This window comes from Pantoea sp. JGM49, from assembly GCF_018257655.1.
Taxonomy (GTDB): Bacteria; Pseudomonadota; Gammaproteobacteria; order Enterobacterales; family Enterobacteriaceae; genus Pantoea; species Pantoea communis.
This window is the reverse complement of sequence record NZ_JAERJM010000010.1, coordinates 214,414-228,317: the sequence shown is the minus strand read 5'-3', so window position 1 is coordinate 228,317 and position 13,904 is coordinate 214,414. Positions and strand designations below refer to the sequence as shown.

Here is a 13,904-nt window from a genome sequence, read left to right as displayed (position 1 = left end):
GGAGGGACTTGAACCCTCACGTCCGTAAGAACACTAACACCTGAAGCTAGCGCGTCTACCAATTCCGCCACCATCGCTCAGTGCTATGATATAAACTTTGTGATTATTGGTGCGAGGGGAGGGACTTGAACCCTCACGTCCGTAAGGACACTAACACCTGAAGCTAGCGCGTCTACCAATTCCGCCACCGTCGCGTACCCTGCAACACTCTAAAGTATTGCTAACCACGGAGGCGCATTCTAGAGATTTTACTCTTTGCGTCAATACATATTTCACGACGATGAAACGATTGCTGCAAAAAACAACATTTTCACCGTCGGGAAGCGCAAAATGGGTTATTTACGCGCTTTGGCGCCGCGTCCGTAGACGGCACGGTAGACTTTAAAGCGTCCGGTCTGCGCCAGCACTTCGTGGTTACCGAAGGTCTCATCCAGAATCTGCGGATAGGGTAGGAAGGCGTTAGCCACAATACGCAGTTCACCGCCGCTGTTCAGATGCTTCAAGGCACCACGAATCAGCGTGTTGGCCGCATCGAGGCTGGTTTGCAGGCCGTCATGGAACGGTGGATTAGAGATGATCATATCGAAACGGCCGGTGACATCCGAGAAGACGTTACTGGCGAACACTTCCCCTTCCAGTTCGTTGGCGGCCAGCGTCAGCTTACTGGCTTCAATCGCTGCGGCATGCACATCACAGAGCCACAACCGCACGCGCGGGGAGATTTGTGCCATCACGGTGGCCAGCACGCCGCTGCCGCAGCCGATATCCAGCACTTTGCCACGGAAGTGCGGCTCCAGCGTGGAGAGCAGCAGATCGCTACCGATATCCAGACCATCGCGGCTGAATACACCCGGCAGCGTGTGGATGGTGAGGTGCTCGATCATGTAACTATTGCCGTAGCTGCTGGCATCAAAGGTTGGCTGTGTATCCAGACGACCATGATAGAGACCGCAACGACGTGCACTGTCGACTTTTTCCAGTTTCGTCCAGTCTTCCAGCATGCCTTCTGCACTGCGCACGCCGCTGCGGTTTTCACCGACCACAAAGATATCGCAGCCGACCGGCATCAGCGACAGCAGGTTTTGCAGCTGGAACTGCGCTTCTGGCTTGTTCTTCGTCCAGAAATAAACCAGCGTATCGCAGCCTTCAACATCGGCGGCAGTGGCCACCATGCTGTAAACCGCACGTTCACCGAGGCGACGGCTCAGGTTCTGCCAGTGATGGTACTGCTGGGTGTGCACGCGCGTTGATGCGGTTTCCAGCTGGGCGGGCAGGTCATCCTGCAGGTCGCCAGCAAACAAAACATGGCGGGCGGTAAATTCATCACTGTGGCGCAGAATGACTTCGCTGGCCGGGGTAAAAGCAGACATGGAACGCTCCTGTTAAATCAGAGCGGGGATTATAGTGCTTTGTTGGCGCATGTTCGATGGGTTTGCTAGCATAGCGTCGCATTCTGGTAGCATAACGGGTAATAGCATGAGCACAAGGCGCGACTGGCTTCTACAGCAAATGGGGATTACGCAGTATCAATTGCGGCGTCCGCGCGTGCTGCAGGGCGAAATTGCCGTGACGCTGGCCCCGGACACCCGCCTGGTGATGGTGGCTGAACATGCCCCCGCGCTGCAGGAACCCTTAATTCGCGATGTCCTGCATGCCCTGAATATTCAGCCTTCGCAGGTGATGACGCTGACGCCGGAACAGCTGCCGATGCTGCCTGAGCAGGTGGATTGTGCCGGTTGGTTGCTGGGCGTCGAGAGCGAATACACCTTTAACGGCATCACCTTTTCCACCGCCGTTTTCAACGAATTAATCAGCAGTGGTGCGGCAAAACGCGCCCTGTGGCAACAGATGTGTAACCATGACAGCCATCTCTTTAGTCACCCCTGAAGACCAGCCGCAGCTGCTGGCCATTGAACGTCGCAGCCACGCTTTTCCGTGGAGCGAGCAGACGTTTGCCAGTAATCAGGGCGAACGTTTTGTGAATTATCGTCTGGAAGCCGAAGGTAAACTGGCAGGGTTCGCCATTACGCAAGTGGTGCTGGATGAAGCCTCGCTGTTCAACATTGCGGTCGATCCCGATTTTCAGCGCCGTGGCTATGCGCGCCAGCTGCTGCAACATTTGATTGCTGAGCTGGAAAAGCGCGATGTCATGACGCTGTGGCTAGAGGTGCGAGCCTCGAATCACCCGGCGATTGCGCTGTATGAGCAACTGGATTTCCATCAGGTCAGCGTACGCCCCAATTACTATCCCACCGCCAACGGTCGTGAAGATGCCATTATCATGGCGCTCACTCTCTAAAAAGGGACACTATGTTAAACGACTGGGACTGCATCCTGTTTGATGCGGATGACACACTTTTTCATTTTGACGCTTACGCCGGTTTACAGCGCATGTTTGCCAGCTATGACGTGCACTTCAGCGATCAGGATTACGCCGATTATCAGGCGATCAACAAACCGCTGTGGGTCGATTATCAAAACGGCACCATTTCAGCCTTGCAGCTGCAAACACGTCGTTTCACCCTGTGGGGTGAGAAACTCAGCGTCGCGCCTGAAGTGCTGAACAGTGATTTCCTCAGTGCGATGGCAGATATTTGCCTGCCTCTCGACGGTGCTGCTGAGTTGCTCAATGCGCTGAAGGGAAAGGTGAAGATCGCCATCATTACCAACGGCTTCACCGCTTTGCAGCAAGCACGTCTGGAACGTACCGGATTCCGCGAGTTCTTTGATGAGCTGGTAATTTCTGAGCAGGTCGGCGTACCGAAGCCGGATGTGGCGATTTTCGACCACACGCTGGCGTTGCTTGGCAACCCGGATCGCAGCCGGGTGTTGATGGTCGGTGATACACCTGAGTCTGACATTCTGGGTGGGATGAATGCCGGGCTAAAAACCTGCTGGATCGATCACGGCACACGCCCGTTACCGGAACATATTAAACCGACCTGGCAGGTGAAGACGCTGGCAGAGCTGCAGGCGTTGCTGACAGAACGCTAAAAGTATCTATTCACCGTTAACGTTGTGATGATTCGAAGAAGCCCGCTGTGCGGGCTTTTTTTATGATAAAATCTATGCATAAATCTATTCACGAATCTATTCATCAGACGCTGATAGGGTGAACGACAATGGCCGATCTGCAAAGTTTGCTGCTAGCGGGGCCGCTCAGTGCAGCCGATTTACTGCAACGCTCTGGCATTAGTCAGGCGACGTTGTCGCGGCAATTACGACAACAGCCCCAAATCGTGAAATGGGGCAAAGCCCGCGCGACGCGTTATGCCTTGCTCCGTCCGATTCGCGGCGAAAGCCGCTTCCCACTGTATCGCATTTCTGCACAAGGCCAGGCGCAGCCCGCGGGTGCTTTGTTACCCACCTGGCCGCAGGGCAGTTGCCTGCATCAGGATGAGCAGGGCCGAGGCCACTTTTTCGAAGGGTTGCCGTGGTTTTTACAGGATATGCGCCCGCAGGGCTTTATCGGTCGTCAGTGGGGTAGAGAGAATGCCCACCCATTAGGATTGAATGATGACATTCGCCTGTGGAGTGATGATCAGTGCTTAATGGCGTTGGCAAGCGGTGGTGTCGATATGCCGGGCGCGTTCATCATCGGTGCACGCACCTATCAGCGTTGGTTAGAGCAGGAAGCACCGCACGCCATCAGCGAAAAAGAGAAAACGTTAACGTATCCGCAGCGAGCACATCATGCGCTGAGTGGGGATGAGCCCGGGTCATCAGCGGGGGGCGAGCAACCTAAATTCCTCTGTTATGCCGCGACAGACAATGGCGATCGTCACTGTCTGGTGAAATTCACTGTGGCGCGCCACAGTGATAATGCGCAGCGCTGGCGCGATTTGCTACGTGCGGAACATCTGGCATTAAAGCATTTGCATGCTACAGGCGTGGCCGCGGCGCAGAGCCAGTTGATTGAAGGTGCAGAGCAGTTATTTCTCGAAGTGCAGCGTTTTGATCGCATCGGTGAGCGTGGTCGACGTGAGATGAGTTCACTTGAGGCCGTCAGCGCAGAGTTTGTTGGTCATCAACAACACTGGCCTGCCGCGCTGCGTGAACTGCACCATCAGCAGCGCATTGATGATGTCACCCTACAGCGTGGCACCTTGCAATGGGCATTTGGTCGCCTGATTGGTAACAGTGATATGCACGCAGGGAATTTGTCTTTCTTCACCGACCAGGAAAAATTCAGTCTGACGCCAGCCTACGACATGCTGCCTATGGCACTGGCACCGAACGCGCAGGGGCATATGCGTGATGAACTGTCATTAACGCTGGATTTTTCATTACCAGGTGAGGTGTGGCGTGCTGCCAGCACTATGGCGAAAACCTACTGGCAGGCGATTGCGGATGACGAAACGTTCAGCGCCAACTTCCAGCGTATCGCCACGCAAGCATGGCAGCAGTTGGATACGCTGGATGAGACCATCCGCAAAATGGCTTAAAGGCTTTTTTCATTTTCTGAGTTAGTGGCCGCTTCTTCTTCCTCTCGTTCCTTATCCTCTTTTACCGCGCGGCTGGCGGTGAGCAGGAACGGTGATTGCTGCCAGCGGGTACGGCGGTCGCGCAGCAGGGTGCGTGTCAGGATGATGCCAATCGCCAGCGCCAGCAGCATCATCAACCGCAAAATGTTGGTGGTGTTGTCCACCTGGCGTGATTCGGTGACCAGCACGTGGGTATCCAGGGTCACGCGCAGGAATCCCTGTGGCCCCTCTTTGCCTTCCAGCGGCTGCACGATTTGATGGTTGAAGTAGCTGCCGGCACGTTTACCATCCAGCGCCAGACGATCGCGCACGTTAATGCTTTCGCCGCTGTGCGCCACCAGGCTGCCGTCGTCGGCATACACCGAGGCATCCAGAATGCGGCTGTTATCGGTCATCTGATTAAGGATGGCTTCGATTTGCGTACGGTTGTCGTCGCTGTTGTCCATCAGCGGTTTGAGGCTAAATGCCACCTGGCGCGTCAGCGTATGCGCGAGTTCTTCCACCTGCTCAGAGCGTGCCATTTGGTGGCCGAGACTGAACCAGGATGCCCCTTGCATCAGCACCACTAACAGGGCCAGCGAGATAAGAACAATCACCGTGCGATGCAGGCGAAATTTCAGTGCGGTTTTAACCATCAGAAACCCGTGTGACGTAACAGCAGAAAGGCTGGCAATTATGTTGCCAGAACCCGCGCAGACAAGGTAGCCTCTTGCGTGGTTTTGTTGTCCCTACAGGAGCTGTAATGCCAAATCGTCTTACCTGGTGCGATCTGCCCGCCGATGTTTCACTCTGGCCGGGTCTACCCCTTTCTCTCAGCGGTGATGAAGTGATGCCGCTGGATTACCGTGCCGGTCGGACTGGCTGGTTGCTGTATGGGCGCGGACTCGATAAACAAAAACTGACCGATTATCAGCATCTGCTGGGTGCGGCGATGGTGATCGTTAGTGCCTGGAATGTCGATGAGTATCAGGTGGTTCGTCTGGCCGGTTCGCTGACGCCCCGTGCGACCAAACTGGCGCACGATGTGGGATTTGATGTGGCGCCGCTTGGCAAGATCCCGCATCTGAAAACCCCAGGATTGCTGGTGATGGATATGGATTCCACCGCGATTCAGATCGAATGCATCGATGAGATCGCCAAACTGGCGGGCTGCGGCGAGCAGGTGTCAGAAGTCACCGAACGCGCGATGCGCGGTGAGCTGGACTTCAAAGCCAGCCTGCGTGAGCGCGTGGCAAAACTGGCGGGCGCTGATGCCAACATCCTTAAGCAGGTACGCGATACGCTGCCTCTGATGCCGGGCCTGACCACGCTGGTACATAAACTACAGGCGCTGGGCTGGCAGGTGGCGATTGCCTCCGGCGGCTTCACTTACTACGCCGACCATTTGCGTCAGACATTGCATCTGGCTGCGGCCGTCGCCAACGAGCTGGAAATGCGCGATGGTAAGCTGACGGGCGAAGTGCTGGGGCAGATTGTGGATGCCCAATTTAAAGCCGATACCCTGAAGAATCTCGCTGAACGTCATGAAATCGCGCCAGAACAAACGGTTGCGATTGGCGATGGCGCCAACGATCTGCCGATGATCAAGGCGGCGGGATTGGGTATCGCTTACCATGCTAAACCAAAAGTGAATGAGCAGGCGTCGATCATTATCCGTCATGCCGATCTGATGGGGGTGTTCTGCATCCTGACCGGCAGCCTGATTCACGAAGAGCGTTAACTGAGGATTTGATTTGGCCAAAGCGGCAAAACGCGCCTTCGTTTGTAACGAGTGTGGCGCAGATTATCCACGCTGGCAGGGGCAATGCAGCGCCTGCAACGCGTGGAACACCATCACCGAGGTGCGTATTGCCGCCTCGCCTGCTGCAGCGCGTAATGAGCGCCTGAGTGGCTATGCCGGTAGCGCGGGACCCGGCCGGGTGCAGAAGCTGTCCGAGATCAGCCTCGAAGCCGTGCCGCGTTTCTCCACCAGCTTCAAAGAGTTTGATCGCGTGTTGGGGGGCGGCGTAGTGCCAGGCAGTGCGATTTTGATCGGGGGTAATCCGGGAGCCGGTAAATCGACGCTGCTGTTGCAGGTGATGTGCAAGCTGTCCGAAGGGATGAAAACCCTGTACGTCACTGGCGAAGAGTCACTGCAACAGGTCGCGATGCGCGCCCATCGTCTGGGATTGCCCACTGAAAACCTGAATATGTTGTCGGAAACCAGCATCGAGCAGATCTGTCTGATCGCCGAGCAGGAACAGCCGAAACTGATGGTTATCGACTCCATCCAGGTGATGCACATGGCGGATATCCAGTCTTCGCCCGGGAGCGTAGCGCAGGTGCGTGAAACTGCCGCTTACCTGACGCGCTTCGCTAAAACACGCGGCGTGGCGATTGTGATGGTCGGCCACGTGACCAAAGATGGCTCGCTGGCCGGGCCAAAAGTGCTGGAGCACTGCATCGACTGTTCAGTGATGCTGGATGGCGATGCCGATTCCCGTTTCCGTACGCTGCGCAGTCATAAAAACCGCTTCGGTGCGGTGAACGAATTGGGCGTGTTCGCCATGACCGAGCAGGGCATGCGTGAAATCAGCAATCCATCCGCCATTTTCCTGTCACGTGGAGATGAAGTCACCTCTGGCAGTTCGGTTATGGTGGTGTGGGAAGGTTCGCGTCCGCTGCTGGTGGAGATTCAGGCGCTGGTGGATCACTCGATGATGGGCAACCCGCGTCGCGTCGCTGTTGGCCTGGAGCAAAACCGTCTGGCGATTTTGCTGGCAGTGCTGCATCGACACGGTGGTTTGCAGATGGCGGATCAGGATGTGTTCGTCAACGTGGTCGGCGGTGTGAAAGTCACCGAAACCAGTGCTGATCTTGCGCTGCTGCTGGCAATGGTATCAAGCTTGCGCGATCGTCCGCTGCCGCAGGATCTGGTGATCTTCGGCGAAGTGGGGCTGGCGGGGGAGATACGTCCGGTGCCAAGTGGTCAGGAGCGCATATCCGAAGCGGCCAAGCACGGTTTCAAACGTGCGATTGTGCCGGCGGGCAATGCACCGAAGAAAGCGATTGAAGGCATGAAGGTGTATAGCGCGAAGAAGCTGGCGGATGCGCTGGCGATATTAGACGAGCTGTAATTTCGCCGGGCGGCATACCTGCCGCCCCTGCCTTTCACCGTCACTGTAGCGTGCGCATTCATGCGCATCTTGATAAACGTACCGCACAGACTTTTCCCTCTCACGTAAACGGGAGAGGGCCGGGGTGAGGGCCAGCGCATACCCCATCCCATTCTTTCCCATGCAGGAGGCACCAAATGTCATCGTTCGACTACCTGAAAACCGCCATACGCCAGCAGGGCCATACGCTGCAGCAGGTTGCAGATGCCAGCGGGATGACCAAAGGCTACTTGAGCCAGTTGCTGAATGCCAAAATCAAAAGCCCCAGCGCGCAAAAGCTGGAAGCACTGCATCGATTTCTTGGGCTGGAATTCCCCCGTCGTGACAAAACCGTTGGCGTGGTGTTCGGTAAGTTCTACCCGCTGCACACCGGCCACATCTATCTGATCCAGCGCGCCTGCAGCCAGGTGGATGAGCTGCACATCATCATGGGCCATGACGATCCGCGCGATCGTGAGCTGTTTGAAAACAGTGCCATGTCACAGCAGCCGACCGTCAGCGATCGTCTGCGTTGGTTGTTACAGACCTTCAAGTACCAGAAGAACATCCGCATCCACTCGTTTGATGAAGAGGGGATCGAACCTTATCCACACGGCTGGGATGTGTGGAGCGAAGGGGTAAAGAAATTCCTCTCCGAGCAGGGCATTGAGCCGGATTGCATTTACACCAGTGAAGAGCCGGATGCGGCGATGTATCAACAGCATCTCGGCATCTCGACGGTGGTGATCGATCCCAACCGATCCTTTATGAACATCAGCGGCGGGCAGATTCGCCAGGATCCGTTCCGCTACTGGGAATATATTCCCACCGAAGTGAAGCCGTTCTTTGTGCGCACCGTGGCGATCCTAGGCGGGGAATCCAGCGGCAAATCCACGCTGGTCAACAAGCTGGCAAATATCTTCAATACCACCAGCGCGTGGGAATATGGCCGCGATTATGTGTTCTCGCACCTCGGTGGCGATGAGATGGCGCTGCAGTATTCAGACTACGACAAGATTGCCTTAGGGCAGGCGCAGTACATTGATTTCGCGGTGAAATACGCCAGCAAAGTGGCGTTTATCGATACCGATTTTGTCACCACGCAGGCGTTTTGCCTCAAGTATGAAGGGCGCGAGCATCCGTTTGTGCAGGCGCTGATCGATGAGTACCGTTTCGATCTGGTGATCTTGCTGGAGAACAATGTGCCGTGGGTGGCTGACGGTTTGCGCAGCCTGGGCAGCTCAATGGATCGCCGCGAGTTTCAGTCGATGCTGGTGACCATGTTGCGTGAAAACAATATCGACTTCGTCCATGTCAAAGAGGATGACTACGACACGCGCTTCCTGCGCTGCGTTGAACTGGTGAAGCAGATGCTGGGGGCCTAACCCTCCAGCAATAAAAAAGGCGCCAATCGGCGCCTTTTTCACATCATAACAATTACTTCGCCATACGCTTGTACTTGATACGCTTCGGCTCCAGCGCGTCAGCGCCGAGGGTGCGTTTCTTGTACTCTTCGTACTCGGTAAAGTTACCTTCGAAGAACTCCACCTTACCTTCATCCTGATAATCGATGATGTGGGTGGCGATACGGTCGAGGAACCAACGGTCATGCGAGATCACCATGGCACAGCCTGGGAACTCCAGCAGGGCGTTTTCCAGCGCGCGCAGGGTTTCGATGTCCAGGTCGTTGGTCGGTTCATCGAGCAGCAACAGGTTGCCGCCAACCTGCAGCAGTTTCGCGAGGTGCAGACGACCACGCTCACCACCGGACAGTTCGCCAACGCGTTTGCCCTGATCGGTGCCTTTGAAGTTGAAGCGGCCGACATAGGCACGGCTTGGCATCTCAACGTTGCCGACGCGCATAATGTCCTGACCACCTGACACTTCTTCAAACACGGTTTTCGAATTGTCCATCGCGTCACGGAACTGATCCACAGACGCCAGCTTGACGGTTTCGCCCAGCTCGATGGTGCCAGAATCGGGCTGTTCCTGACCGGACATCATGCGGAACAGGGTCGATTTACCGGCACCGTTCGGGCCGATGATGCCGACAATCGCGCCTTTCGGCACCGAGAAGGTCAGATCGTCGATCAGTACGCGGTCGCCATACGATTTGCTCAGGTTGGTCACTTCCAGCACTTTGTCGCCGAGGCGCGCACCTGGTGGAATGAACAATTCGTTGGTTTCGTTACGTTTCTGGTATTCGGTGTTGTTCAGCTCTTCGAAACGCGCCAGACGGGCTTTGCCCTTAGACTGACGGCCTTTCGCGCCCTGACGTACCCACTCCAGCTCTTTTTCAATTGACTTACGACGCGCCGCTTCAGAAGAAGCTTCCTGCGCCAGGCGCTGATCTTTCTGCTCCAGCCAGGAAGAGTAGTTACCTTCCCACGGAATACCTTCACCGCGGTCCAGCTCCAGAATCCAGCCTGCAACGTTATCGAGGAAGTAACGGTCGTGCGTGATCGCCACCACGGTGCCTTCAAAGTCGTGCAGGAAACGTTCCAGCCAGGCCACGGATTCTGCATCCAGGTGGTTGGTCGGTTCGTCGAGCAGCAGCATGTCTGGCTTTTCCAGCAGCAGGCGGCACAGCGCGACGCGGCGGCGCTCACCACCGGACAGGTTGCCAATTTTGGCATCCCAGTCTGGCAGACGCATCGCATCAGCAGCACGGTTCAGCTGGGTGTCGAGGTTATGGCCATCGTGCGCCTGAATCACTTCTTCCAGACGACCTTGTTCGGCAGCCAGTTTATCGAAATCGGCATCAGGATCGGCATACAGTGCGTACACTTCGTCGAGACGCTTCAGCGCACCAACCACTTCAGAAACCGCCTCTTCCACAGATTCACGCACGGTGTGCTCTGGATTGAGTTTGGGTTCCTGCGGCAGATAGCCGACTTTAATGCCCGGTTGTGGGCGTGCTTCCCCTTCGATATCGGTATCAATACCGGCCATGATGCGCAGCAGGGTGGATTTACCCGCGCCGTTCAGGCCGAGTACACCGATTTTGGCGCCAGGGAAGAAGCTAAGAGAGATGTTCTTCAGAATGTGACGCTTCGGCGGAACCACTTTGCCGACGCGATGCATGCTATAGACGAATTGAGCCACGTTGTAATGAGCCTCTGGTCTGTGAATGGTGGAACCTCAGATGCTGAAGTTTAGCCGTTTTCACCTGGCAATCACAGCCGCATGGCGTTGAATCTTCTGGAGTGGGGTTGAACAGGGGATAACTGATTGATTCTCACTCAACAGTCGCTATGCTGCTTTTTTGCCTGGAAAACGGAGGGGGTTCGATGAAAGTGCTGATTGCTGCAGATGAACATGCCTGGGGCGGATTAATTCCGGCCATTCGTCAGACGTTACCGGATATGGAGTTTATTGCCTCGGCGGGCCATGCGGCGGAGAGTCTGGCCGGTTTTGATGCGCTAATTCCTGGTATGTGCCGGGTGGATGCCCGACTGATCGCCACGGCCGATCGCCTGAAGCTGGTGCAGCAGGCGGGTGTCGGGCTGGAAGGTGTCGATCTTGAAGCGGCCAAAAAGGCCGGCATTGTGGTGGCGAATGTTCCCTCCGACCATTCCGGTAATGCCGATTCGGTGGCGGAATTGGGGATCTGGATGATGATTGGCCTGGCACGTCGCCAGCATGAGATCGCCGATTGCCTGGCGCAGCAGAGACTGGGTCAACCCATTGGCTTAGGCCTGATGGGCAAAACCGTGGGACTGGTGGGGCTGGGCGGCATCGGCAAAGCTTTGGCGAAGCGACTTGCTCCGTTTGGTATGCGCATGATCGGGGTAAAACGTGAAGCGGATGAAGCTTTTGCGCGTCAACATCAACTCGACTGGGTCGGCAATATGGCGCAGTTGCCGGAACTGTTGCAGCAAGCCGATTTTGTCGTGCTCAGTCTGCCTGACAATGCGGCGACGCATAACATCATTAATGCTGATGCGCTGGCGCAGATGAAACCAGCTAGCTTCCTGATCAACCTGGGACGCGGTGGACTGATCGAGAAACAGGCCTTTCTGGCAGCGCTGGAGACAAAAAAATTGGCTGGAGCCGGGCTGGATGTGTTCTGGCAGGAACCACCCGATCCACAAGATCCGGTGTTCCGCTATAACGTGATCGCGACGCCACACGTTGGCGGCGTCACCGATGTCTCAATGAAGGGAATTATCAAAGGGATCTGCGATAACTTGCGCCGTCTGCGCGACGGCGACGCGGTGATCGATCGCAAGGCATAATTTTAAGGCAGGCGCAGCGGGATGTTATGTTGCGCCAGCCAGCTCTTCAGCGCCGGTTCTGGCGCACTGTCACTCACCAGTAAATCAAAACGGCGTAGCTCGCCAATGCGCGCGGGCAGCACTTTGCCAAATTTGCTGCTGTCCGCCACTAACACGCGCGTGCGCGAACGCAGCATGGCGTGATGTTTCATCGCTAGCTCATTGATGTTATAGCAGGTTGCGCCCTGTTCCGGATCGATCCCCGCGGCTGAGATAAAGGCCAGCGTCGGGCAGAGATCGTCGAGGATCGAGTGCGCGCCAATCGGCGTAAACAGCGCATTATCGGCATGAAACTCGCCGCCACTTAATATCACATTACAGGCGGGTTTCTCTTTCAGCGCGAGGAAGGTGTTCATGGCGCAGCAAATCGCGGTGAACGCCAGCGTGTCCGGAATTGCATCCACGATATAAGGCAGGGTGGTGCCACAGTCGAAAAACACCGTGTCATTTTCGCTGATCAAACTGGCTGCGGCCTGCGCCAGGCGCTGTTTGCGTGCGGCATTTTGCCCGTGCTGGTCGGAGACGAAATAGTGCCCGGCATGGCTTTTCGGATCGCTGACAATGTAGCCCCCGAGCAGGACCACCGTCGAAGCTGGCTCAGTCAGATCGCGACGAATAGTCATCTCTGAGACGCCCAACAGTTGCGCCGCATCTTTCAGGTGCAGCTTATCGGTGCGCTTCAGTGCTTGCGCCAGCTTGTGAATACGTTCTTCGCGCCGGGTTTCCATGAGCATCTCTGTGTTATGGCTATCCTGAGGGGAAAAGTTTTACCCGTCGGCGCGAGAGAAGCGCCACCGACAAACCAAGGTAAATCTCTCATATTTTAATGATTTGCGACTTATCTAGCCGGCAGTTTTTCAATCTTACCTGTAATGAAATCGCCCCGCAAACTTCCCACACCGCGCTGAAAGCGTCAACGGCGCTGATGTTGTTTTGTTAAAATAATAACATCGCTGCGGGCCTTCCTGTCAGAAAATCGTTTTCATATGCTGCTCAGGATGTGAATTTTGTCACACAGATCACTTTGTATACCTGCTAGTGTGATTTAAATAACATTTAAATGCTAAAAATTCACCGGGGAGTAAACAATGGATATCGCGGTTATTGGGTCAAATATGGTGGACCTCATTACCTACACCAATCAGATGCCGAAAGCGGGCGAAACGCTGGAAGCGCCTGATTTCGCCATCGGCTGTGGTGGCAAAGGCGCAAATCAGGCGGTGGCCGCGGCGAAAATGGGCGGCAGCGTGATGATGGTGAGCAAAGTGGGTGACGATCTGTTTGCGCCGAACACCGTGGCGAACCTGAAACAACAGGGCGTCGATACCCAATTTGTCACCACCGCGCCGGGCACTTCCAGCGGCGTAGCGCCGATCTTTGTTGATGATCAATCGCAGAACCGCATTCTGATCATCAAAGGCGCCAACCAGCAGCTCAAACCGGCCGATATTGATGCGGCGGCCGAGGGGCTGAAAGCGTGCCAACTGATTATCCTGCAACTCGAAATCCCGCTGGAAACCGTCTATTACGCGATTGATTTTGCCCGTCAGCATGACATCAAAGTGATCCTCAACCCGGCGCCGGCAGTGGCGAATCTCGATATCAATTACGCCTGCAAGTGCGACTTTTTTATGCCTAACGAAACCGAACTGGAGATCCTCACCGGCATGCCGGTCGGAACCGATAATGAGGTGATCCGTGCAGGCCAGACGCTGCTCAAGCGCGGCCTCAAAAACCTGATTATCACCCTGGGTGCGCGTGGTTCACTGTGGATGGCGGGTGACACGCTGCATCAGGTCGCGCCAACGTCAGTGAAGGCGGTGGACACCAGCGGTGCCGGTGATGCCTTTATCGGCTGCTTTGCGCACACGCTGGTGAAGACCGGCGATATTCCCACGGCGATGGCGCAAGCCTCGGCCTATGCCGCCTGCAGCGTCACTGGACGCGGCACGCAACGTTCCTACCCGGACGCGGAAACCTTCCAGCGTTTTCTCAACCTAAACTGAGGT

At 55.8% G+C, this 13,904-nt stretch carries 13 protein-coding genes and 2 tRNA genes; 9 read left to right on the top strand and 6 right to left on the bottom strand.

The window, feature by feature from the left end:
- The 3 genes from JK231_RS18030 to rsmC all read right to left on the bottom strand — a co-directional run bounded on the left by JK231_RS18030 (position 1) and on the right by rsmC (position 1,370).
- Positions 1 to 69, bottom strand: a tRNA-Leu gene (locus JK231_RS18030).
- Positions 70 to 107: 38 nt separating this feature from the next.
- Positions 108 to 194: transfer RNA gene (locus tag JK231_RS18025), tRNA-Leu, on the bottom strand.
- A gap of 141 nt (positions 195 to 335) precedes the next feature.
- Entirely contained in the window at positions 336 to 1,370 is a 1,035-nt protein-coding gene (gene rsmC, locus JK231_RS18020; protein WP_097118292.1) for a 16S rRNA (guanine(1207)-N(2))-methyltransferase RsmC, read from the bottom strand.
- Between the two features lie 106 nt (positions 1,371 to 1,476).
- On the opposite strand from rsmC, the gene JK231_RS18015 reads away from it, so the two are divergent.
- The 4 genes from JK231_RS18015 (at position 1,477) to yjjJ (ending at position 4,445) form a co-directional block, all read left to right on the top strand.
- Entirely contained in the window at positions 1,477 to 1,887 is a 411-nt protein-coding gene (locus JK231_RS18015; protein ID WP_058959393.1) for a DNA polymerase III subunit psi, read from the top strand.
- Positions 1,859 to 2,299, top strand: a complete 441-nt coding sequence (rimI, locus tag JK231_RS18010) for a ribosomal protein S18-alanine N-acetyltransferase (RefSeq protein ID WP_097118293.1) — start codon at positions 1,859 to 1,861, stop codon at positions 2,297 to 2,299. Before JK231_RS18015 ends, rimI begins: the two co-directional genes overlap by 29 nt.
- Positions 2,300 to 2,310: 11 nt before the next feature.
- A complete protein-coding gene (gene yjjG, locus JK231_RS18005; RefSeq protein ID WP_058959391.1) occupies positions 2,311 to 2,994 on the top strand; it encodes a pyrimidine 5'-nucleotidase in 684 nt (227 codons plus the stop codon).
- 128 nt (positions 2,995 to 3,122) lie between these two features.
- Positions 3,123 to 4,445, top strand: a complete 1,323-nt coding sequence (gene yjjJ, locus JK231_RS18000; RefSeq protein ID WP_211729167.1) for a type II toxin-antitoxin system HipA family toxin YjjJ — start codon at positions 3,123 to 3,125, stop codon at positions 4,443 to 4,445.
- Here yjjJ and JK231_RS17995 read toward each other — a convergent pair.
- Entirely contained in the window at positions 4,442 to 5,119 is a 678-nt protein-coding gene (locus JK231_RS17995; RefSeq protein ID WP_097118295.1) for a YtjB family periplasmic protein, read from the bottom strand. The genes yjjJ and JK231_RS17995 overlap by 4 nt on opposite strands.
- A gap of 107 nt (positions 5,120 to 5,226) precedes the next feature.
- On the opposite strand from JK231_RS17995, the gene serB reads away from it, so the two are divergent.
- The 3 genes from serB to nadR all read left to right on the top strand — a co-directional run bounded on the left by serB (position 5,227) and on the right by nadR (position 9,003).
- The gene (serB, locus tag JK231_RS17990) at positions 5,227 to 6,204 is read left to right on the top strand and encodes a phosphoserine phosphatase (protein WP_034826251.1); all 978 of its coding nucleotides are present in this window, start codon (positions 5,227 to 5,229) and stop codon (positions 6,202 to 6,204) included.
- Positions 6,205 to 6,217: 13 nt separating this feature from the next.
- A complete protein-coding gene (gene radA, locus JK231_RS17985; protein ID WP_034826249.1) occupies positions 6,218 to 7,600 on the top strand; it encodes a DNA repair protein RadA in 1,383 nt (460 codons plus the stop codon).
- 176 nt (positions 7,601 to 7,776) lie between these two features.
- Positions 7,777 to 9,003 (top strand): multifunctional transcriptional regulator/nicotinamide-nucleotide adenylyltransferase/ribosylnicotinamide kinase NadR, encoded by a 1,227-nt coding sequence (gene nadR / locus JK231_RS17980; protein ID WP_034826244.1) that lies wholly within the window; start codon positions 7,777 to 7,779, stop codon positions 9,001 to 9,003.
- 52 nt (positions 9,004 to 9,055) lie between these two features.
- On the opposite strand, the gene ettA is transcribed toward nadR, so the two are convergent.
- Positions 9,056 to 10,723: an energy-dependent translational throttle protein EttA gene (ettA, locus tag JK231_RS17975; protein WP_072017012.1), complete on the bottom strand. Its 1,668-nt coding sequence runs from the start codon at positions 10,721 to 10,723 to the stop codon at positions 9,056 to 9,058.
- A 185-nt stretch (positions 10,724 to 10,908) separates the two neighbouring features.
- Between ettA and JK231_RS17970 the strand changes: the two genes are divergently transcribed.
- Positions 10,909 to 11,856 (top strand): 2-hydroxyacid dehydrogenase, encoded by a 948-nt coding sequence (locus tag JK231_RS17970; protein ID WP_211729166.1) that lies wholly within the window; start codon positions 10,909 to 10,911, stop codon positions 11,854 to 11,856.
- 2 nt (positions 11,857 to 11,858) lie between these two features.
- Here the strand turns inward: JK231_RS17970 and deoR are convergent, their stop codons facing one another.
- A complete protein-coding gene (gene deoR / locus JK231_RS17965; protein WP_058959460.1) occupies positions 11,859 to 12,623 on the bottom strand; it encodes a DNA-binding transcriptional repressor DeoR in 765 nt (254 codons plus the stop codon).
- Between the two features lie 360 nt (positions 12,624 to 12,983).
- On the opposite strand from deoR, the gene rbsK reads away from it, so the two are divergent.
- Entirely contained in the window at positions 12,984 to 13,901 is a 918-nt protein-coding gene (gene rbsK / locus JK231_RS17960; protein ID WP_097118297.1) for a ribokinase, read from the top strand.
- Positions 13,902 to 13,904 lie beyond the last annotated feature (3 nt).